This is a genomic window from Streptomyces sp. Je 1-369 (assembly GCF_026810505.1).
GTDB lineage: Bacteria > Actinomycetota > Actinomycetes > Streptomycetales > Streptomycetaceae > Streptomyces.
Window position 1 is genome coordinate 1,347,630 of record NZ_CP101750.1, and the last position, 20,488, is coordinate 1,368,117.

16 protein-coding genes and 1 pseudogene are annotated in these 20,488 nt (G+C 71.7%); 11 read left to right on the forward strand and 6 right to left on the reverse strand.

What is annotated here, in order from left to right:
* Positions 1-132 precede the first annotated feature (132 nt).
* The 6 genes and pseudogenes from NOO62_RS06170 to NOO62_RS06195 all read left to right on the forward strand — a co-directional run.
* Positions 133-3,810, forward strand: coding sequence for a nitrate reductase subunit alpha (locus NOO62_RS06170; protein WP_268769897.1), 3,678 nt, complete (start codon positions 133-135; stop codon positions 3,808-3,810).
* Positions 3,810-5,453: a nitrate reductase subunit beta gene (gene narH, locus NOO62_RS06175; protein ID WP_268769898.1), complete on the forward strand. Its 1,644-nt coding sequence runs from the start codon at positions 3,810-3,812 to the stop codon at positions 5,451-5,453. The genes NOO62_RS06170 and narH overlap by 1 nt, the downstream gene beginning before the upstream one ends.
* A complete protein-coding gene (narJ, locus tag NOO62_RS06180) occupies positions 5,450-6,082 on the forward strand; it encodes a nitrate reductase molybdenum cofactor assembly chaperone (protein ID WP_268769899.1) in 633 nt (210 codons plus the stop codon). Before narH ends, narJ begins: the two co-directional genes overlap by 4 nt.
* Positions 6,079-6,792, forward strand: a complete 714-nt coding sequence (gene narI / locus NOO62_RS06185) for a respiratory nitrate reductase subunit gamma (RefSeq protein WP_268769900.1) — start codon at positions 6,079-6,081, stop codon at positions 6,790-6,792. The genes narJ and narI overlap by 4 nt, the downstream gene beginning before the upstream one ends.
* Before the next feature lie 125 nt (positions 6,793-6,917).
* A complete protein-coding gene (locus NOO62_RS06190; RefSeq protein ID WP_268769901.1) occupies positions 6,918-7,898 on the forward strand; it encodes a helix-turn-helix transcriptional regulator in 981 nt (326 codons plus the stop codon).
* 196 nt (positions 7,899-8,094) lie between these two features.
* A pseudogene (locus tag NOO62_RS06195) lies at positions 8,095-8,661 on the forward strand (dioxygenase); the annotation flags it as partial.
* Between the two features lie 76 nt (positions 8,662-8,737).
* Here the strand turns inward: NOO62_RS06195 and NOO62_RS06200 are convergent.
* The 3 genes from NOO62_RS06200 to NOO62_RS06210 all read right to left on the reverse strand — a co-directional run bounded on the left by NOO62_RS06200 (position 8,738) and on the right by NOO62_RS06210 (position 10,528).
* Positions 8,738-9,697 carry a GNAT family N-acetyltransferase gene (locus NOO62_RS06200; RefSeq protein ID WP_268769902.1) on the reverse strand — a complete coding sequence of 320 codons (960 nt, stop codon included), beginning with the start codon at positions 9,695-9,697 and terminating at the stop codon, positions 8,738-8,740.
* Positions 9,698-9,742: 45 nt separating this feature from the next.
* Positions 9,743-9,871, reverse strand: coding sequence for a hypothetical protein (locus tag NOO62_RS06205; RefSeq protein WP_268769903.1), 129 nt, complete (start codon positions 9,869-9,871; stop codon positions 9,743-9,745).
* 231 nt (positions 9,872-10,102) lie between these two features.
* The gene (locus NOO62_RS06210; RefSeq protein ID WP_268769904.1) at positions 10,103-10,528 is read right to left on the reverse strand and encodes an ATP-binding protein; all 426 of its coding nucleotides are present in this window, start codon (positions 10,526-10,528) and stop codon (positions 10,103-10,105) included.
* A 247-nt stretch (positions 10,529-10,775) separates the two neighbouring features.
* Between NOO62_RS06210 and NOO62_RS06215 the strand changes: the two genes are divergently transcribed.
* The 5 genes from NOO62_RS06215 (at position 10,776) to NOO62_RS06235 (ending at position 16,326) form a co-directional block, all read left to right on the forward strand.
* Positions 10,776-11,951, forward strand: coding sequence for an alpha-hydroxy-acid oxidizing protein (locus tag NOO62_RS06215; RefSeq protein ID WP_268769905.1), 1,176 nt, complete (start codon positions 10,776-10,778; stop codon positions 11,949-11,951).
* Between the two features lie 106 nt (positions 11,952-12,057).
* Positions 12,058-13,578, forward strand: coding sequence for an MFS transporter (locus NOO62_RS06220; protein WP_268769906.1), 1,521 nt, complete (start codon positions 12,058-12,060; stop codon positions 13,576-13,578).
* Positions 13,579-13,692: 114 nt separating this feature from the next.
* The gene (locus NOO62_RS06225) at positions 13,693-15,006 is read left to right on the forward strand and encodes a ricin-type beta-trefoil lectin domain protein (protein ID WP_268769907.1); all 1,314 of its coding nucleotides are present in this window, start codon (positions 13,693-13,695) and stop codon (positions 15,004-15,006) included.
* 92 nt (positions 15,007-15,098) lie between these two features.
* Positions 15,099-15,593, forward strand: a complete 495-nt coding sequence (locus tag NOO62_RS06230; protein WP_268769908.1) for an Lrp/AsnC family transcriptional regulator — start codon at positions 15,099-15,101, stop codon at positions 15,591-15,593.
* A gap of 40 nt (positions 15,594-15,633) precedes the next feature.
* The gene (locus NOO62_RS06235) at positions 15,634-16,326 is read left to right on the forward strand and encodes an HAD family hydrolase (RefSeq protein WP_268775487.1); all 693 of its coding nucleotides are present in this window, start codon (positions 15,634-15,636) and stop codon (positions 16,324-16,326) included.
* A 7-nt stretch (positions 16,327-16,333) separates the two neighbouring features.
* Here NOO62_RS06235 and NOO62_RS06240 read toward each other — a convergent pair whose 3' ends face one another.
* The 3 genes from NOO62_RS06240 to NOO62_RS06250 form a co-directional block, all read right to left on the reverse strand.
* On the reverse strand, positions 16,334-17,644 hold the full coding sequence (locus NOO62_RS06240) for a phosphatase PAP2 family protein (RefSeq protein WP_414930973.1): 1,311 nt from the start codon (positions 17,642-17,644) through the stop codon (positions 16,334-16,336).
* Between the two features lie 133 nt (positions 17,645-17,777).
* Positions 17,778-19,235: an aspartate ammonia-lyase gene (aspA, locus tag NOO62_RS06245; RefSeq protein ID WP_268769909.1), complete on the reverse strand. Its 1,458-nt coding sequence runs from the start codon at positions 19,233-19,235 to the stop codon at positions 17,778-17,780.
* Between the two features lie 127 nt (positions 19,236-19,362).
* Positions 19,363-20,418, reverse strand: coding sequence for an asparaginase (locus NOO62_RS06250; RefSeq protein WP_398979808.1), 1,056 nt, complete (start codon positions 20,416-20,418; stop codon positions 19,363-19,365).
* Positions 20,419-20,488 lie beyond the last annotated feature (70 nt).

The following is a 20,488-nucleotide window of genomic DNA, read 5'->3' on the forward strand; positions in this document are numbered from 1 at the left end:
CTCGGTACAACCAACTGGCCGGAATGGATTCCACATCGCGGACGGGGCGGGAGGACTCTGAGCTCGTTCGTCGAAACACGCAGGCCGGATGTGACCGCTCCGGCAGGCCGGTCCCCGAGGGGAGTCCGAGGAATGGGACGTGGCAGGGCGAAGGCGGAGCGTATCGCGGCGGATGCCGCAGAACGCCTTCTCGCCGCGGGACAGTTGCTGCGGAGGGCGCCGACGACGCCCGACGGCAGGGCGGTGTTCCGCACCGATCAAGACGTCAACGACAGCCCGTACCGCGACCGTTGGGCACACGACAAGGTGGTGCGCTCCACCCACGGAGTGAACTGCACGGGTTCGTGTTCCTGGCAGGTGTACGTCAAGGACGGCCTCATCACGTGGGAGACGCAGGCGACCGACTACCCCTCGGCGGGCGCGGACCGGCCCGACTACGAGCCGCGGGGCTGCCCGCGCGGTGCGTCGTTCTCCTGGTACACGTACTCCCCGACGCGCGTCCGCTACCCGCACGCCCGCGGCGCCCTCGTGGAGATGTTCCGGGACGCCAAGCGACGCCTCGGCGGTGACGCGGTGGCGGCCTGGGCGGAGATCACGGGTGATCCGGACCAGCGGCGCCGCTACCAGTCGGCGCGCGGCAAGGGCGGCCTGGTGCGGATCGGCTGGGACGAGGCGCTGGAGATCGCGGCCGCAGCGCACGTGCACACGCTCAAGGAGTACGGGCCCGACCGCATCGCAGGATTCTCACCGATCCCCGCGATGTCGATGGCCTCGCACGCCGTCGGAGCCCGCTTCCACTCCCTCATCGGCGCCCCGATGCTCTCCTTCTACGACTGGTACGCGGACCTGCCGATCGCCTCGCCGCAGGTCTTCGGCGACCAGACCGACGTACCGGAGTCCGGAGACTGGTGGGACGCCGCGTATCTGATGCTGTGGGGCTCCAACGTGCCGGTGACCAGGACACCCGACGCCCACTGGATGGCGGAGGCGCGCTACCGGGGGCAGAAGGTCGTCGTGGTCTCGCCGGACTACGCGGACGCGACGAAGTTCGCCGACGAGTGGCTGCACCCGCATCCGGGCACGGACGGTGCGCTGGCCATGGCGATGGGGCACGTCATCCTGCGGGAGTGCTTCGTGGAGCGGCAGGTGCCTTACTTCACGGACTACGTCAAACGCTTCACCGATCTGCCGTTCCTCGTCGCGCTCGACGAGCTCGGTCGCGGCGAGCCCGGCACGGGTGCCCGCGTGCCCGGCGCGTTCGTCACGGCCAGGGACCTGGACCTGGCCAAGGACGCCGAGGCCGAGTCGCGGCGCTGGATGCCCGTCCTCCACGACGCTGCCACGGGCCGCCCCGCCGTCCCCAACGGCACCCTGGGCGACCGCTGGGGCAAGGACGGCGAAGGCCGCTGGAACCTCGACCTGGGGGACATCGACCCGCTCCTGAGCCTGCTCGGGCACCCCGGCACGGAGACGGCCGACGTGGTGCTGCCCCGCTTCGACGAGGAGGGCGCCACCGTGCGGCGCACGGTCCCCGCACTGCGCGTCGACGGGCATCTGGTGACGACGGTCTTCGACCTGATGCTCGCTCAGTACAGTGTCGGGCGCGCCGGGCTGGGCGGCGAGGCGGTCGTGTCGTACGAGGACGCGGCCACGCCCTGCACCCCTGCCTGGCAGGAGGCGGTCACGTCGGTGCCCGCGCAGGCCGTCGTGCGAGCGGCGCGGGAGTTCGCCCGTACCGCGGAGCAGACACACGGCCGCTGCATGATCGTGATGGGGGCGGGCACCAACCACTGGTTCCACTCGGACACCATCTACCGGTCCTTCCTCTCCTTGTTGCTGCTCACCGGCTGCCAGGGCGTCAACGGCGGCGGCTGGGCGCACTACGTGGGGCAGGAGAAGGTGCGGCCGTACGCGGGCTGGCAGCAAGTGGCGACGGCGTCGGACTGGGTGCGTCCTTCGCGGCAGATGGCCGGGACGCCGTACTGGTACCTGAACACCGACCAGTGGCGGTACGAGAAGTTCACCGCGGACGCCCTGGCGGCGCCCACCGCGCCCGGCACCCTCGCGGGCCTGCACACCGCGGACCTCGTGGCCCGCTCCGTCCGGCAGGGCTGGATGCCCTCGTACCCGACGTTCGGCGCGAACCCCCTGGATCTGGGGCGGCGCCTGCACGAGTCGGGGGCCGACGCGACGGGCTGGGTGGCGGCCGAACGCGACGCGGGGCGTCTGGCGTACGCCTGCGAGGACCCGGACGATCCGGCCAACTGGCCACGGGTGCTCACCGTGTGGCGGGCCAACCTCATCGGGTCGTCCGCCAAGGGCAACGAGTACTTCCTCCGGCACCTGCTGGGCGCGTCCGACAACGCGAGCGCCGAGGAGGCGCCGCCGGAACAGCGGCCGCGTGAGGTGACCTGGCGGGACGACGCGCCGCGCGGGAAGGTCGACCTGCTGCTCGCGCTGGACTTCCGCATGACGTCGACCACGCTCTTCGCCGACCTCGTGCTGCCCGCCGCCACCTGGTACGAGAAGCACGACCTGTCCAGCACGGACATGCACCCCTACGTGCACGCCTTCTCGCCCGCCATCGACCCGCCGTGGCAGGCCCGCACCGACTTCGAGATCTTCCACGGCCTGGCCGCCGAGGTCGCCCGCCTAGCCGCCGGCCGCCTGGACGTGGCCCACGACCTGGTCGCCACCCCCCTGCAGCACGACACTCCCGGCGAGGCGCCGCCCGAAGGCCCCACAGGCCCCCGCTTCACCCTCGTGGAGCGGGACTACACGGCCATCGGCGACAAGATGGCCGCGCTCGGGCCGCTCACCGGCGACGAGGGCATCACGGTCAAGGGCGTGACCGTGCGGCCGCTGCCGGAGATCGACTGGCTCGGCACCCGCTGCGGCACGGCGACGCGCGGCCCCGCACGCGGGCGGCCGCTCCTCGACACGGACGTCAAGATGTGCGAGGCGATCCTCGCCCTGTCGGGCACCACCAACGGGCGGCTCGCCGCCGAGGGATTCGACCGGCTCGCCGAGCGCTGCGGCGCCGACACGGGCCTCGGCGAGCTCGCGGCCTCGGTGGCCGAGCGGCGCGTCACGTTCTCCGACACGCAGGCACGGCCGGTGCAGGTGGGCGCGAGCTTCGAGTGGTCGGGCAAGGAGGGCCCCGAGCGCCGCTACTCCCCCTTCACGATCAACACGGAGCACTTCAAGCCCTGGCACACCCTCACCGGACGCCAGCACTTCTACCTCGACCATCCGTGGATCGCCGAGTACGGCGAGCAACTCCCGGTCTACCGGCCGCCGTTGAACCTCCCCGCGCTCGGCGAGCAGCCGACGGCCGACCCGGACGGCGGACGCTCCGTGACCGTGCGGTATCTGACGCCCCACTCCAAGTGGTCGATCCACTCCGAGTACCAGGAGAACCTGCTGATGCAGACGCTGGCCCGCGGCGGCCCCGTCATCTGGATCGGCGTGGCCGACGCCGCGTCGATCGGCGTCGCCGACAACGACTGGATCGAGGCGCACAACGCCAATGGCGTGGTGGTGGCCCGCGCGGTCGTCTCCCACCGCATGCCGCCCGGCACGGTGTTCATGTACCACGTCCAGGAACGCATGGTGAACGTGCCCAAGTCCGAGGCGACGGGGCGGCGCGGCGGCGTCCACAACGCGCTCACCAAGCTCCTGATCAAGCCGACGCACCTGATCGGCGGCCACGCACAGCTCAGCTTCGCCCCCAACTACTACGGCCCCACCGGCAACCAGCGCGACGCGGTCACCGTCATCCGGCGCCGCTCCCAGGAGGTGCAGTACTGATGCCAAGTGACGGAGTCACTGTCGGACGGGTCATGGCACAGGTGGCCATGGTGATGAACCTCGACAAGTGCATCGGCTGCCACACCTGCTCGGTCACCTGCAAACAGACCTGGACCAACCGGGCGGGCACCGAGTACGTGTGGTTCAACAACGTGGAGACCCGCCCCGGCCAGGGCTACCCCCGCGGCTACGAGGACCAGGAGAAGTGGCGGGGCGGCTGGCAGCTCAAACGCGGCCGGCTCGTGCCCCGCGGCGGCGGCCGCGCCCGGCGCCTGGCCCGGCTGTTCGCCAACCCCGAACTCCCCGCGCTCGACGACTACTACGAGCCGTGGACGTACGACTACGAGACCCTCACCACCGCCCCCCTCGGCGACGACGTGCCCACCGCGCGGCCGCGCTCCCTGATCGACGGCGAGCCCGCCGCGGTGACGTGGGGGCCGAACTGGGACGACGACCTCGGCGGCGGCCCCGAACACCTCGCCGGGGACCCGGTGCTGAAGAAGATGAACGACAAGGTGTGCCTGGAGTACGAGCAGGCGTTCATGTTCTATCTGCCGCGGATCTGCGAGCACTGCCTCAACCCGTCGTGCGTCGCGGTGTGCCCGTCGGGCGCCCTCTACAAGCGCATCGAGGACGGCATCGTCCTCGTCGACCAGGACCGCTGCCGGGGCTGGCGCATGTGCGTGAGCGGCTGCCCGTACAAGAAGGTGTACTTCAACCACCGCACCGGCAAGGCCGAGAAGTGCACGATGTGCTACCCGCGCATCGAGGCGGGCCTGCCGACCGTGTGCTCCGAGACGTGCGTGGGCCGCCTGCGCTACCTCGGCGTCATCCTCTACGACGCGGACAAGGTCGGCGAGGCAGCAGCCACGGAGCACGAACAGGACCTGTATCAGGCCCAGTTGGACTGCTTCCTCGACCCCGACGACCCCGAGGTGGCGCGCGCCGCCGAGGCGTCCGGCATCCCCCACGACTGGGTGACCGCCGCCCGGCGCTCCCCGGTGCACGCGCTCATCAGCCGCCACAAGGTGGCGCTGCCGCTGCATCCCGAGTACCGCACCATGCCGATGGTCTGGTACGTCCCTCCGCTGTCGCCCGTCGTGGAGTCCCTGACCGCAACCGGGCACGACGGCGAGGACCCGGCCAAGCTCTTCGCCGCCATCGACTCGCTGCGCATCCCCGTCGGCTACCTCGCGGAACTGTTCACCGCGGGCGACCCGGCGCCGGTGGAGGCGGCGCTGTGCCGACTCGCCGCGATGCGCTCCCACATGCGGCGCGTCAACCTCGGCGAGGAGCAGGACCCCGCCATCGCGCGCGCCGTCGGCATGGACGCCGACGAGATCGAGGCGATGTACCGGCTGCTCGCCCTCGCCAAGTACGACGAGCGGTACGTCGTCCCCACCAGTTACACCGCGCCGGCCCCCGGCTCCGACGACCTCGACGCCGGGTGCAGCCTGGACGGGCACGACGGGCCCGGCATGTACGACCCGGACGCCTTCCACGTCCCGCCGAGCCTTCCGGCGTCCGGCAAGGGGGCGGAGCACGCGGGGACTTCACTGCGCGACCGGGTCAACCTGCTGAACTGGAACGGCCGCGGCCGCCCCGACGGCCTCTTCCCGAGCGCGGAGGGCGACGCCCGGTGAACCGGGCCGTCGTCCATCAGGCCGCGTCCCTGCTGCTCGGCTACCCGGACCAGGACTGGTCCGGGCGGCTGCACACCGTCCGCTCGGCGCTGGAACCCGTGCCGGGCGCCGACGTCCGGCTCCTGCGGCGGTTCTGTACCCGCGTCGACGGCACGGCGCCGCTCGAACTCGCCGCCCGGTACGTCGCCACGTTCGACCGCAGCCGCCGACGCTGCCTCTACCTCACGTACTACACCGACGGGGACACCCGCAGGCGCGGCACCACCATGGCCGGGCTCAAATCGCTCTACCGCGACCACGGCTGGCAACCGCCCGCGGACGAACTCCCCGACTTCCTGCCCTTGGTGCTGGAGTTCGCCGCCCGCACCCCCGACGCCGGGGCGCGGCTGCTCACCGAGCACCGTCCCGCCCTGGAACTGCTCCGCTTCGGCCTCACGGCCTACGACAGCCCCTACGCCGACATCGTCGAGGCCGTCTGCCGCACCCTGCCGGGCCCCGGCCCCGCCACCCGCGAGGCGGCCCTGCGCCTGGCCCGCACGGGCCCGCCCGCCGAATCGGTCGGCCTGCTGCCCTTCCCCCGGCTCCGACCGGTGCCCGACGCCCCGCACGCGGAGGAGACCTCCCGGTGAACCATCTGCGCATCGTCCTGTGGGGCGTACTGCCCTACCTGGCCCTCCTCGTCATGGTCACCGGCACGGCGTGGCGCTACCGCTACGACCGGTTCGGCTTCACCACCCGCTCCAGCCAGCTGCACGAGCACCGCCTGCTGAGCATCGGCGGCCCGCTGTTCCACTACGGGCTCCTGTTCGTGGTGGCCGGGCACGCCGTCGGACTCCTCATCCCCGAGTCACTCACCGAACGCGCCCATGTCCACGAGTGGATGTACCACGCCAACGCGCTGGTCGTGGGCGGCACGGCGGGCCTCGCCACGCTCGCGGGCCTGGCGGTCCTCATCCACCGGCGGCTGCGCGTGCCCGCCGTGCGCGGGGCGACCAGCGGCAGCGACCGCGTCGTCCTGCCGGTCCTGCTCTGCGTGATCCTGGCGGGCCTCGTCGCCACGGCCACCACACTGCGACCGCACTCCTACGACTACCGCCTCGGGGTCTCGGTGTGGTTCCGCTCACTGTTCGCCCTCGACCCCGACGTCTCCGCGATGGCGGACGCCCCGCTCGCCTACCAGGTCCACGCCCTGCTCGGCATGGCCCTGTTCACGTTGTGGCCGTTCAGCCGCCTGGTGCACGCCTTCACGGCACCGCTCGGCTACCTGGCCCGCCCGTACGTGGTCTACCGGTCGCGCGGGGTCCCCGCGGGGCGCCGGGAGGAGGCGACGCGGCGCTGACCGCAGGCCCTGGCATCCGCGCCCCTGCCCCCGGGCGTCCGCTCGTGCCATCGTGAGGACGGACCGGCGATTGGTACGGACCAGCCCCCGCGGTCGGCGCCGTGCCCCGACGAAGGAGCGTGCGCATGCGAGGCACCACGGTCTTACCCGGTGAGGGAAACAACGGAGAGCCGGGCGAGGACGGCATGCCCATGCACCGGCTGCAGGTGCCGATGCCCAACGCCCTGCCCTTCGCCATCGGCACGTTCGACAGCATCGGCCCCATGTCGCGCGCCCCGTTCCCGCACCGGCACACCTTCCACGAGATCGTCCACGTCACCGGCGGGACCGGCCGGCACGTCGTCGACCTGGGCCGTTTCCCGCTGCGGCCGCCCAACCTGTGCTTCATCGCCCCCGGCCAGGTCCACCACTGGGAGAACGTGACCGGTCTGGAGGGCCGGGTCATCCTCTTCACCGACGACTTCCTCGTGGACCACCCCGCCGACCGGCACGTCCTGCGGACCCTCTCCCGGCGCTCCTGGCTGGACCTGTCCGGGGAGGCGGCAGAGGAGACCACGCGCCTGGTCGCCGAGCTCGACGGGGAGTACCGGTCGGGGGCCGCCGGTTTCCAGAGCGTCCTGCGGGCGCTGCTGCACGTCCTGATCGTGCGGGCGGCACGGCTCCCCGCGCCCCGGTCGCCCGTCGAACCACCCGCGCCGCCACCCCTGCCCGAAGGCCCCTCCCACTCACGTCCCGGCTCGGTGGCCGCGGACTTCCTGACGCTGATGGGGTCTTCCGACGGCGCCCTGCAGTCGGTGCGGTCCTGCGCGGACCACCTGGGTGTCTCGGTGAGCTACCTGAGCGAGGTGGTGAAGGCGGAGACCGGCAGGACGCCCGGCGAACTGATCCGGCAGACCCGCGTGCACGAGGCCAAACGACTGCTGCTGCGCACGGAGTTGACGGTGCGCCAGGTCGCCGGGCGGGTCGGCTTCAAGGACCCGGCGTACTTCTGCCGCTTCTTCCGCCGCGAGACCGGCGCGAGCCCCGGGGACTTCCGGCGCGGCGGTGGCGATATTCACCACGACCACCGGCTCGAGTCCATCGCCGGGCCCTCCTCCCCCGCATAGCTTCATAGCCGATCCGGAACCACCGACCCCCACAGGCTCAGGAGGAGCGATGGACCACGAGACCGGCAGCCCCGGAGACGGCATACCGGGCGCGGACGACACGCAGGGCGCGGGCGGCGCCCCCGCCACCGACGGCGTGAACGGCAGCAAGGGCCCCAGCCGCAAGACCGTCCTGCGGGCCGCGGCCGCGCTGGGCATGGCCGTGCCGGTGTCCCTCATGGGCGTGCCCGCACTGGCCAGGACCGCCGCCGAGCGGGGCGAGGCGCCAGAGCTCACGCCCACCTGCGACGACGGTGACGACCCGACCATCCCGCAGATGGAGGGGCCGTACTTCAAGCGCAACTCCCCGCAGCGCACGTCGCTCGTCCAGGCCGGCACCCCCGGCGTGCGCCTCACCGTCACCGGCTACGTCTTCGGGCGTGCCTGCAAGCCGATCGCCCGGGCCCTGCTGGACTTCTGGCAGGCCGACACGTACGGCACGTACGACAACGTCGGTTTCCGCTTCCGCGGGCACCAGTTCACCGACGCCAACGGCGCGTTCAAGCTCACCACGATCGTGCCCGGCCTCTACCCCGGCCGCACCCGGCACCTGCACGTCAAGGTGCAGGCCCCCGGACGTCCGATCCTCACGACGCAGCTGTACTTCCCCGGTGAGCCCCGCAACAACACGGACACCCTCTTCGACCCGCGCCTCCTCATGAACGTCCGCAACGTCGGCAACACGAAGGAGGCGGACTTCGACTTCGTCCTGAACGTGCCGCAGTAACCCCGCGTGCAGCTGTTGGCGGGCAGCGGCCTTGCGGCCCTGCGCGGTGGTTGTGTGGGGCGCAGAGCCTGTGTCATAACCCCGGGCGGATCAGCTCCCAGGTGTCGACGGCGTGGTCGAGGGTCATGCCGTGCCGTTCGTACAGGGCGAGTGCGCCGCTGCCGTTGTCGGTGTCGACGCCGAGGCCGATCCGGTCGCGGCCCAGCGCGGCGTAGTGCCCGAAGGCGTGGCGCAGGAGGTGGCTGCCGAGGCCGCGCCCGCGGGCCTCGGCCAGCACGCCGAGATCGCCTATCCACCCCTTCGACGACGCACGGTTGTCGCGGGTGCGCATCGCGGCGGCGTAGCCGACTCCTTCGACGTGGGCGATCCAGATGAGCGACCAGTCGACGGTTTGGGCGCCGATGTCGTCGAGCCACTGCTCGTAGGTGCGCGGCTGGTGGTCGAAGTGCTCCGTGAAGCTCTCCTGGAGCAGGGCGTGGGCGCGCCTGCGGTCCTCCTCGGCGAGGCAGGACCGCAGGACCACACCGGGCGGTGCCTTCGGCAACGGGTCCGTGTCCACGCCGATCCGCCGCTCGAGGACCTTGTAGTGCCGGACGGTTCGCCAGCCCCGCGCGCGGAGCTCCGCCGGATCCGTGGTGGGCTCGGTGTTGAGATACAGATGCACGACCGCCCGCGCCGCGCCGTTGGCCGCCGCGCGCTCCGCGGCGCGTGCCTCCAGGAGGCCGAGGAGGTACAGGGCGCCCTGCGGGTGGCCGGGAAGGACGTAGTGGTCGACGTTGACGCGCTCACCGGCGGACTCGTCCCACACCAGCGCGTACCCGACGAGCCGGTCACCGGCGAAGAGCAGCCGGGAGTCCCGTTCCAGGTCCACCTCGGGGTGCTTCAAGTCGGCGGTGACCAGTTCGAGTTCGGTGTCGGCGCGGCCGATCTCCAGCAGGTCGATCTCGTTGAGCAGCGCGCACACGGCCGCCGCGTCGTCGAGGGTCGCCGGGCGAACGGTGAGCCCCGGGGGCAGCGTGAGAGACGTCGTCATGGGGCCACTGTCCGGGGACCGGCCCCCGGCCCGCAACGGACTTTTTCATGCGTAGGGCCCCGCCGTCCGGTGCCGGTCGGGGTGGTCGAGGCGGTCGATCAGCCGCTCGTACGAGCGGCGGACCACACGGCACGCGCGGCGGGTCGCGCCCGCATGCGTCGGGTCGGCCGTCAACGCCGCCCAGTGTGTGAGGCGTTCCCGGGCGCGCGCGGATGTCTCCGTGGCCCGCGCGCCCGCGGGGAGGCCGAGGAGGTCGTGCGGGGCGTGGCCGTGCTCGCCGGCTGGTGCACGACGTCTCGGCGGCCATCGCGGCACAGCTGACGGCACTCGCGGACGAGGCGGCGCTGGAAATCTCCTGAACCGGAACGGCCACGGGCTCAGGCGAGCACCAGAACCGCCACAGGTTCAAGCCAGCACCGCCCGCACCGTCTTGCCCCCGCGGTGCGCCCCCACGACCTCGAGCCGATGGGTCAGCAGCCGGACCATCGCCAGGCCGCGCCCGCTCTCCTTCTCCGCGTCGTCCATGCCGTGCTGCCGGAACCGTGGATGCTCGGGACTGGCGTCGGTGACCGCCACGGTCACCCTCGCGCCCGACACCTCCACGCGCAGCCGGCAGCCGCCCTGCCCGTGCCGCAGCGCGTTGGACACGAGCTCCGAGACGATCAGCGCGGCGTCGTCGAGCCGCTCGGCGTCCACCTCGGTCTTGCGGCGCCGGGACCCGGCGAGGAACGCCGAGGCCAGCCTCCGCGCGCGGCCCGCCGAAGCGGGCTCCTGCGGCAGTGCGTACTCCACGCGTTCCGTGGGCCGATGGGCGCGCTGGTGCGCACGCATGGCAGCTCACTCCCCTCCCTGAAACAGACCGGCGTCCACCCGCGAACCACGTCGCCACCGGGGTCGCTGCTCATCCGGCGCGACCTGTCCTGCCTCACGGTGATGCCCTCGCGTACAGATCCCCAATCCGCCCCGCGCCACTTCCGTGCGCATCCGTCGGACCGCATATGACCGCGCGCATTGACCTTGACATCAGCTTCGAAGAAGACTGAGCGGCCATCCGATCCTCCGTGCCGGGAAGGCCTCCATGCAACCGACGCCCCGCCCCTTCAAGGACTACCAGGACGAGATCTACCTCGACGGTCTGCGCGGCGTCGTCCCGAAGTACCCGATGAAGTACGCGGAATGGGAGGCACGCGCCCATGCCGCGCTGCCGCCCTCGGTCGTCTCGTACGTCGCCGGCGGCGCGGGTGACGAGCGCACGCAGGATGCCAACGTCACCGCGTTCGAGCGGTGGGGGCTGATCCCGCGCATGTTCGTGGGGGCCGCGGAGCGCGATCTCTCCGTCGACCTGTTCGGCATGACGCTGCCCTCTCCGCTGTTCATGGCGCCCATCGGGGTCCTCGGCATCTGCACGCAGGACGGGCACGGAGATCTCGCGACCGCGCGGGCGGCCGCGCGGACCGGGGTCCCGATGATCGCCTCCACCCTGTCCGCCGATCCGATGGAGGAGGTCGCCGCCGAGTTCGGCGGGACGCCCGGCTTCTTCCAGCTGTACACGCCGACCGACCGCGCTCTCGCCGAGAGTCTCGTGCGCCGGGCGGAGAAGTCCGGGTTCAAGGGCATCGTCGTCACCATGGACACCTGGATCACCGGGTGGCGCCCGCGCGACCTGAGCACCTCCAACTTCCCCCAGCTGCGCGGCCACTGCCTGGCCAACTACACGAGCGACCCGGTGTTCCGCGCCCAGCTGCCCGCCGACCCGGAGCACGACATGCAGTCCGCGGTGCTCAAGTGGGTGCAGGTCTTCGGCAACCCGCTGACGTGGGACGACCTGCCGTGGCTGCGCTCCCTGACCTCGCTGCCCCTCATCGTGAAGGGCCTCTGCCACCCCGAGGACGTGCGCCGGGCCAGGGACGGCGGCGTCGACGGCATCTACTGCTCCAACCACGGCGGCCGCCAGGCCAACGGCGGACTCCCCGCGCTCGACGTGCTGCCCGCGGTCGTCGAGGCCGCCGGAGGGCTGCCCGTCCTCTTCGACTCGGGGGTGCGCAGCGGCGCGGACGTCGTCAAGGCCGTCGCGCTGGGCGCCACCGCCGTGGGTGTGGGCCGCCCGTACGCGTATGGGCTCGGCATGGGCGGGGCCGACGGCGTCACGCATGTGCTGCGCTCGCTCCTCGCCGAGGCCGACCTGCTGATGGCCGTCGACGGCTATCCGACGCTCGCGGACCTCACTGCGGAGGCGCTTCAGCGCGTGCGGTGACGCGAGGCCCCAGGCCGGGTGCGGGGCCCGCCCCGCCATCCATTAGACACCCGTACGTTCCTTGTGAGACATTGATGTCTCATTCGAAACTGAGGTGTTACCCCACATGACCCCGCAGCGTGATCCACGACGCTGGGCCGTCCTCGCGATCCTCTCCGGCAGCCTCCTGCTGATCGCCATGGACACCACGATCCTGAACGTCGCCTTCCCCTCCCTCGTCGCCGATCTGCGGCCCAGCTCCGTACAGCAGCTGTGGATCATCGACGTCTACGCCCTCGTGCTGTCCGGACTCCTCGTGACCGCGGGCGCGCTCGGCGACCGGTGGGGCCGCAAGCGGCTGCTCCTGATCGGCTTCGGCGTGTTCGCCCTCGCCTCGCTGCTCGCCGTCTTCGCGACGGCCGCCTGGCAGGTCATCGCCGCCCGGGCGCTGCTCGGCGCCGGTGGCGCGACGATCATGCCCGCGACCCTGTCGATCCTGCGGAAGGTCTTCACCGACGCCCGCGAGCGCGCGCTCGCCTACGCGGTGTGGTCGGCCGTCTTCGGTGGCGGCATGGCGCTCGGTCCGGTCGTCGGCGGTCTGCTGGTCGAGCACAACGGCTGGCAGTCGGCGTTCCTCATCAACATCCCGGTCGCGCTGGTGATCATCGCGCTCGGCCTGTGGTTCCTGCCCGAGTCCCGCCAGCCCCGCGAGGGCCGCTGGGACTGGTGGGGCGTCGGCCAGTCCGTCGTCGGCATGCTCGCCCTCGCGGGCGGCATCAAACAGCTCGGCAAGGGCGGCCCCGCCGACCCCGCCGCCTGGGCGCTCCTCGTGGTCGCCGCGGTGACACTCACGGTCTTCGTGCGCCGCCAGCTGCGCCTGGCCCACCCGCTGCTCCAGGTACGCCTCTTCGCGTCCCGGCCCTTCGCCATCGCGGCGGCCTCGATCTTCCTCGGCATGATCGCGCTGGGCTCGGCGCTGTTCCTGATCACCCAGTGGTTCCAGTACGGGGAGGGCTACAGCCCCCTGGAAGCGGGTGTGCGCCTGCTGCCCGCGCCGCTCGGCCTGGTCCTGACCTCACTGGTCACCCCAGCACTGATGCACCGCCTGCCGATCCGCCACGTCATGGGCGGCGGGCTGCTCCTGATGACCGCCGGGCTCTCCCTGCCGTGGCTGCTCCAGCTGTCGGGCCCGCTCGGCTACGGCGAGGTCGCCGTGGCGCTCGGCGTGCTCGGCTGCGGCGTCGGCATCGCGACGACCGCCGCGTCAGTGACGCTGATGGCCGCCACCCCGGCCGAGGACGTCAGCGGCGCGGCGGCGGTCGAGGAGACCTGTTACGAGCTGGGCGCGGCGATGGGCGTGGCCGTGCTCGGCAGCATCGCCACCGCGCTGTACCGCGTGAACCTGCCCGACCTCGGTCTCACGGCGGACACCTCGGCGTCCGTGAGCGACTCGATCGGCGAGGCGGCCCGGGTGGCGTCCGAACTCACGGGTCCGGCAGGCGCCGAGCTCCTGTCGCGGGCCGCCGACGCGTTCACCTCAGGGATGACGCCGACGTTCCTGATGGCGGCCGCGCTGCCGCTCGCCGCCGCGGCGCTCACCTGGGCGAAGATCCCGAAGAACCTGCGCCCCACGGAGGACGCGCACTGACCGCCACAACTGGCAACAGCCGTCCCCCAGTTCACGCCTATCATCGGTGGGTCTGTTCGACAGTGACTCGACAGTGAGTCGGCAGTGACTCGACGGTGAGAGGACAACGGGGAATTGAGTTCCATACGTAAGCGCGGCGCCCGCAGGCGCCGCATGGCGATGGCCGGCGTGGGCGCGGCGGCGGCCGTCGTGGCGGGGGTCCAGCTGTCGCCCGCCGCCTTCGGCACCGGCGGCGACGACGAGCCGGTGGCGGTGCACCCGGCCGCCGGGGCCGAGGACTTCGGCGCCACCCGCTCCGACGGTACGGCGTTCGAGGACGGCGTCATGTCCCTGAAGTCGGCGCCGGTGGCCCGCTCCGCGGCGCCGTCGGGTTCGTCCGGGCGTGCCGCGGCCGCCGCCCCGCACGGCACGGGCTGGCAGTCGGGCGGCGCGTCGAAGTACCTCACCACCGGCTACACCATCAAGTTCTACGACAAGAAGTCCGCGGACTGGCTCGCCCCGTACGTGAAGAAGTCCGCCGCCGACCTCCAGCGCGTCACGACGCTCCCGGTGAGGGTCGACACGCAGCCGGTCGGCTGGGACTACGTCCGGCCCAAGGGCGAGATCATCGTCGGCGTGCTGCACCGGCCCTGCGTCCCTCCGAGCGACGGGGGCTCGCAGGGCTGGAAGGTGGTCCGTGACGGCTCCGGCAGCAAGAACCTGAGCTGCGGCTTCTACTCCTCGTCCGTCGCCGACACGGTGACCAGCGGGCACGCCTACATCGACGACGAGTTCCTGACGTCGGCCGGCAAGCCCGCCCCGTCCATGGGTGAAACGTATTTCCGCAACCACATCAGCCACGAGCTCGGGCACACGATGGGCCTGGCGCACGCCAACCGCAGCGCGACCCGCGGCGACTGCGTCAAGGGGTCGGACTCCGGCCAGTTCCCGGTGATGTGCACGCCCACCAACGCGTACCAGGACAAGCGCGCGGGGACGTACGTCCAGCAGTACGACATGCAGGGCCTGCGCCACCTGGCGCGCGGCGGCGGCGCGGCGCTGCCCCCGCAGGGCAAGGTGACCGGCCTCGGCCGCAAGTGCCTGGACGCCAAGGGCGGCAAGGCGGCCAACGGCACGCAGATCCAGATCCACACCTGCAACAGCGGCCCCGGGCAGTCCTGGATCCTGCAGAAGGACAGCACGATCCGCGCGCTCGGCAAGTGCCTGGACAACTACCGCAACGCGAGCACCAACGGCAACAAGATCGCTCTCTCCGACTGCCACGGCGGCGCGTCCCAGCGCTGGAAGGTCAACGCCAAGGGCCAGATCGTGCACGTCGCGTCCGGCAAGGTCCTCGACGTGAAGGGCGGCTCCACCGCCAACGGCACCAAGGTCCAGCTGTACGCGGCGAACACGTACAAGCGGCAGATCTGGGTCACGCCCAAGTAGCGCGCCACGGTGGGCGGGGGCGTCCGCAGGCACGGCCGGAGCGGCTACAGTCACCTGCGATCACCCCCGCCCACCTGGGAGAACCTCGGACCATGGCCGTCGACGAACTCGACACCCGCATCCTGCGGCTGCTGCTCGAACAGCCCCGCACCAGCCTGCGCGAGTACGCCCGCGTCCTCGGCATCGCCCGGGGCACCCTCCAGGCCAGGCTCGACCGCATGGAGCGGGACGGCGTGATCACGGGCACAGGTCCCTTCCTCTCCCCCGCGGCGCTCGGTCACCCCGTACTCGCGTTCGTCCACATCGAGGTCACACAGGGGCACCTGGACGAGGTGGGGGACGCGCTCGCCGCCGTGCCGGAGATCATCGAGGCGCACTCGATCACGGGCGGCGGCGACCTGCTGACGCGGGTCGCGGCCCGCGACAACGGGCACCTGGAGGACGTCGTGCAGCAGCTGATCAACCTGCCGGGGGTCGTGCGCACGCGGACGGAGATGGCGCTGCGGGAGCGGGTGCCGCACCGACTGCTCCCGCTGGTCGAGTCGGTGGGCAGGTCGGTCGGCGGGTCCCTCGGCGGGCCAGGGTGAGCGGACCGGCTTGACCTGGCTGTTTGGCATGCTGGAGGTCATGAGCACCTTCGGCAGGACCTCGGTCGTCTTCGACCTCGACGGCACTCTCGTGGACAGCGAGCCCAACTACTACGAAGCCTCGCGGGCCCTGCTCGCCGACCTCACGGGCCGGGAGTACACCTGGGCCGACAACGAGCAGTACGTCGGCATCAGCTCCCACGAGACGCTCGCGCTCTGGCGGCGGGAGTACGGGATAGCGGCGCCGGTTTCCGAGCTCCTCGCCGACCTCGACCGCCGCTACCTGGCGCTGGCCCGCGCCCGGACCCCCGTCTACCCGGAGATGCGCAAGCTCGTCGAGCTGCTGCACGACGCGGGGGTGCCGATGGCGGTCGCGTCCGGTTCCTCACGCGTGGCGATCGAGGCGATCCTCGCCGGGACGGGCCTGGACGCGCAGCTGACGACGTTCGTCTCCGCCGAGGAGGTCCCGCGCGGCAAGCCCGCGCCGGACGTGTTCCTCGCGGCGGCCGCACTCCTCGCCGCGGAGCCCGCGGACTGCGTGGTCTTCGAGGACGCGGCGCCGGGTGCCGCGGCGGCGCGCGCGGCGGGCATGCGCTGCGTCGCGATCCCCTACGTCGCCGCCCACGCGGACGACCCGGCCTTCGCGGGTGCGGAGCTGCTGTTCCGGGGCGGACAGCAGGAGTTCACGGCGCGGGCGGCGCTCGACGTACTGGCGGCAGGTGACAGTCGGTGAGGACGCCTCAGACCAGCTCGGGCTGCGGCTCCGCTTCGACCGGTGCGGGCTTCGGCTCCCACAGTTTCGTCGTCCACATGTAGCCCTGGACCACCGAGGCCATCGCGAGGATGAGCAGCGGTCCCGCCACCCACGGGTACTCGGCCATCTGCATCGGCAGATAGCGGTACGACACGAGGAGCGCGGCGAAGACGCCGGTGCCGTAGGCGACGAGCCGGACGGCCGACCGGTCCCAGCCGCGGTCGAAGGACCGCATCGCCGCGTCGATGGTGAACGCGAACACGACACCGGCGACGAGGTCCACGCCGTAGTGGTAGCCGAAGCCCAGGGTGGCGCCGAGCGTCGCGATGAGCCAGAAGGTACCCGCGTACCGCAGCAGGCGCGGCCCCTTGCGGGAGTGGATGAAGATCGCGGTGGCCCATGCCGTGTGCAGGCTGGGCATGCAGTTGCGCGGGGTGATCCCGTCGTACGGCATCTCGTGCGGGGTGGTGAGCGGCGGCAGCGTGTGCGGCCACAGGTCGGCGAGCGCCCACTGGCCGCCGCCGGTGCCGAAGGCCCCGTCACCGTAGGCGAAGATCGGCCCGACCACCGGGAAGACCATGTAGATGGCCGGTCCGACCAGGCCGATCACCAGGAAGGTGCGCACCAGGTAGTGGCCGGGGAAGCGGCCCTCCGTGGCGACGTTGCGCAGCTGGTACAGCGAGACGCAGACCGCGGCCACCGCGAGCTGGATGTAGACCCAGTCCAGGACGGTCGAGCCGACCGGCCCGGTGGCCTCGACCACCCGGCCCACCAGCCACGACGGGTTGCCCAGCGCGTGGTCGGCGACGGCCACGTACGGGTCGAGGACGGTCGGGCGGGTCTTCGAGGTGATGAGCAGCCAGGCGTCGCCGGTCTTGCGCCCCGCGACGAGCAGCAGCCCAAGGCCGACGCCCTTCAGGAGCAGGATCCGTTCCGGCCCGGTGCGGCGGGTGACGGCGATGACCCCGCAGCCCAGAATCACCCAGAGCGCGCCGTTGCCGAACATCATGTCGGCGCCGACCGCAAGCCGCACCAGGAAGAAGACGACGTCGATGCCGACGGCGACGCCGAAGGCGATGAACCGCTGCCGCCAGGTGAGCACCACCATCATCAGCGCCATGCTCGCGTACAGGAGTGGCCCCGACTTCGGCGCGAAGATCACCTCGCTCGCCTGGTTGGCGATCGGCCCCGGCAGGCCGTAGTGCCGCGAGGCGATCTCCAGCGCGATGAGGAACCCGAGGGTCACCACACCCGCCGCGGTCCACAGCACCACCCGGGGGCGGCGCAGGGCCGAGATCAGCTGGGTGCGGTCTTTGCGCGGAGATATCCGCGGTGCTTCAGATATCAATGGTCTGGCCGTTTGTTAGGTGCGTGGGCTGAAATAGTCCACTCTCGCCGGGGCCGGATCATGCTATCCGAGGGTGCCCCGGTCAGGCAGTTCCGGCCACCCGCTCCGGGGTGAGCAGCTCCGCGAGGCGCTCCGCGGGCAACAGACCCCTCTCCAGTACCAGTTCGGCGACGCCCCGGCCCGTGCTCAGGGCCTCCTGCGCGATCTCGGTGGCCGCGGTGTACCCGATGTGCGGGTTGAGCGCGGTGACCAGGCCGATGGAGGTCTCCACCGAGGCGCGCAGCACCTCCGTGTTGGCGGTGATGCCGGTCACGCACCGCTCGGCGAGCGTCAGGCAGGCGGCGCGCAGCGAGGTGATGCTCTTGGCGAGGGAGTGCAGGATGATCGGCTCGAACGCGTTGAGCTGGAGCTGCCCCGCCTCGGCGGCCATGGTGATGGTGATGTCGTTGCCGATCACCTCGAAGGCGACCTGGTTGACGACCTCGGGGATGACCGGGTTGACCTTGCCCGGCATGATGCTCGACCCGGCCTGCACGGGCGGCAGATTGATCTCGTTGAGCCCCGCGCGCGGCCCGGACGAGAGGAGCCGCAGGTCGTTGCAGCTCTTGGAGAGCTTGACCGCGATCCGCTTCAGGACGCCGGACAGGTGCACGAACGCGCCGCAGTCCTGCGTCGCCTCGACCAGGTTGGCGGCGGTCACCAGCGGCATGCCGGTGATCTCGGCGAGGTGGCGGCGGGCCGTCTCCGCGTATCCGGCGGGGGCGTTGAGGCCCGTGCCGATGGCGGTGGCGCCGAGGTTGATCTCGTGGATGAGCTCGACGGCCTCGGCGAGCCGCGCGCGGTCCTCGTCGATCATCACGGCGTACGCGGAGAACTCCTGGCCGAGCGTCATCGGCACGGCGTCCTGGAGCTGGGTGCGACCCATTTTCAGTACGTCGCGGAACTCCAGGGCCTTCGCGGCGAACGCGTCCTGCACGACCGCCATGGCACGCAGCAGTCCGTGCACGGCGCTGACGGTCGCGACCTTCACGGCGGTCGGATAGACATCATTGGTGGACTGGCTGAGGTTGACGTCCTCGTTGGGGTGCAGATGCTCGTACGCGCCCTTGGGGTGCCCGAGGAGCTCGAGCGCCCGGTTGGCGACGACCTCATTGGCGTTCATGTTGGTGGAGGTGCCCGCGCCGCCCTGGATGACGTCGACGACGAACTGATCGTGCAGGTGCCCCGAGCGGATCTCCCGGCAGGCGCCGGTGATGGCGTCGGCCTTCGCCTTCGGGAGCAGCCCCAGCTCCTCGTTGGCGCGGGCGGCGGCTTCCTTGACGGCGGCGAGCGCGTCGATGAGGTGCGGGTACACGGAGATGGGGATGCCCGTGATGGGGAAGTTCTCCGTGGCACGGAGGGAGTGAATCCCCCAGTACACATCGGCCGGCACGTCACGCTCCCCCAGCAGATCGTGCTCGCGACGGAGGGTGGGGGTGGGGACGGAAGTGGAGATGGGGCCCGGGATGGGGGTGGGGACGGGGGCGGGGGTGGTGCTCATGATGCGTACGTGATCTTTTCCGGGCGCGGGGGCGCCGCTTTGTTGTGTTCGGGGGGGGCGGCCGAGTGCCGGTCAGGGGCGCGGGGAACTGCGCGACCCGCCACATCCGGCCCGCAGACGAAGACGCTCAGGCAGCCGCGGCCTCTCCCCCGTCCAGGGCCGCCGAACCCACCACATGCCGCAGAGCCGAAGCCCGCTCCTCCGGGCCGGAGGCCGAAAGAAGCGCCGCAAGCACCGCGCTCCGCCCCTGCCCCGCCCGCAACGTCCCCGTGAGCACCGCTCCGGCCGCCGCGAGATCGACCGCCCCGCCGTGCGTGTAGATCTCGGTGACGGGCCCGCCCTGGACACGGGTGGTCAGGGCAACCAGGACGCCCTGCTCGATCGCCGCCGTGACGGCGCCGACGAACTCGGGCGTCGCATTGCCCGCCCCCGTGGCGACGAGCACGATGCCCTGCGCGCCCGCAGCGACGGCCGTCTCCACGAAGAGCGGATCGGCGTCCACGTGGTGCATGACCATGTCTATGCGCGGCAGCGTCGCATCGGCCGCGGGCAGCGGCAACGGGGCAGGACGCCACGGTCGGTGCAGGACAGAGACCTTGCCGAAGCCGACCTTGCCGACGGGCGGCCCGGAAGGATCGGCGAAGGCGTCCGCGGCGAGGGTCTGGGTCTTCACCGTGCCGCGCGCCGCATGCACCTTGCCGTCGAAGACGACCAGCACGCCGAGGTCCCGCACGGTCGCCGCCGTGAGCAGCGCGTCGTACAAATTGCCGGGCCCGTCACCGTCCTCCGCGCCGAGCGGCTTCTGCGCTCCGGTGAAGACGACCGGCCGGGGGTCGTCGTGGTGCAGGTCGAGGAGGAAGGCGGACTCTTCGAGCGTGTCCGTGCCGTGCGTGACGACGATGCCGTCGACGCCGGGGTCGGCGAGGACCTCGTGCACGGTGCGCAGGAGGGTGAGCTGCTGCGCGGAGGTGAGGCGCGGACTGTTCACGTTGAACAGGTCGATGACCTCGGAGGTGATGTCCTGGGGTATCGCCGCCGTGGCGAGCACCTCGCGGCCGGGTGCGTCGGCGGCGAAACCGGTCCCCTGCCAGCGGCTCGCGATCGTCCCGCCGGTGCTGATGACGACGATCCGTCGCGCCCGTGCTTCCACGTCTGTGTACCTCCCAGGGAACTTGAGGACCATCAGCCCCCCGGGTGGTGGGCAGCCTCGCCGCAAGGATAGGTCGAACATTGCGCAATGTGTTTGCCAAAAT

Excerpts from the sequence above, each read along its gene's own strand:
- NOO62_RS06170 (WP_268769897.1), top strand. The coding sequence starts at position 133 with ATGGGACGTGGCAGGGCGAAGGCGGAGCGTATCGCGGCGGATGCCGCA.
- narH (WP_268769898.1), top strand. The coding sequence starts at position 3,810 with ATGCCAAGTGACGGAGTCACTGTCGGACGGGTCATGGCACAGGTGGCC.
- NOO62_RS06190 (WP_268769901.1), top strand. The coding sequence starts at position 6,918 with ATGCGAGGCACCACGGTCTTACCCGGTGAGGGAAACAACGGAGAGCCG.
- NOO62_RS06200 (WP_268769902.1), bottom strand. The coding sequence starts at position 9,697 with ATGACGACGTCTCTCACGCTGCCCCCGGGGCTCACCGTTCGCCCGGCG.
- NOO62_RS06210 (WP_268769904.1), bottom strand. The coding sequence starts at position 10,528 with ATGCGTGCGCACCAGCGCGCCCATCGGCCCACGGAACGCGTGGAGTAC.
- NOO62_RS06215 (WP_268769905.1), top strand. The coding sequence starts at position 10,776 with ATGCAACCGACGCCCCGCCCCTTCAAGGACTACCAGGACGAGATCTAC.
- NOO62_RS06220 (WP_268769906.1), top strand. The coding sequence starts at position 12,058 with ATGACCCCGCAGCGTGATCCACGACGCTGGGCCGTCCTCGCGATCCTC.
- NOO62_RS06230 (WP_268769908.1), top strand. The coding sequence starts at position 15,099 with ATGGCCGTCGACGAACTCGACACCCGCATCCTGCGGCTGCTGCTCGAA.
- NOO62_RS06235 (WP_268775487.1), top strand. The coding sequence starts at position 15,634 with ATGAGCACCTTCGGCAGGACCTCGGTCGTCTTCGACCTCGACGGCACT.
- aspA (WP_268769909.1), bottom strand. The coding sequence starts at position 19,235 with ATGAGCACCACCCCCGCCCCCGTCCCCACCCCCATCCCGGGCCCCATC.
- NOO62_RS06250 (WP_398979808.1), bottom strand. The coding sequence starts at position 20,418 with ATGGTCCTCAAGTTCCCTGGGAGGTACACAGACGTGGAAGCACGGGCG.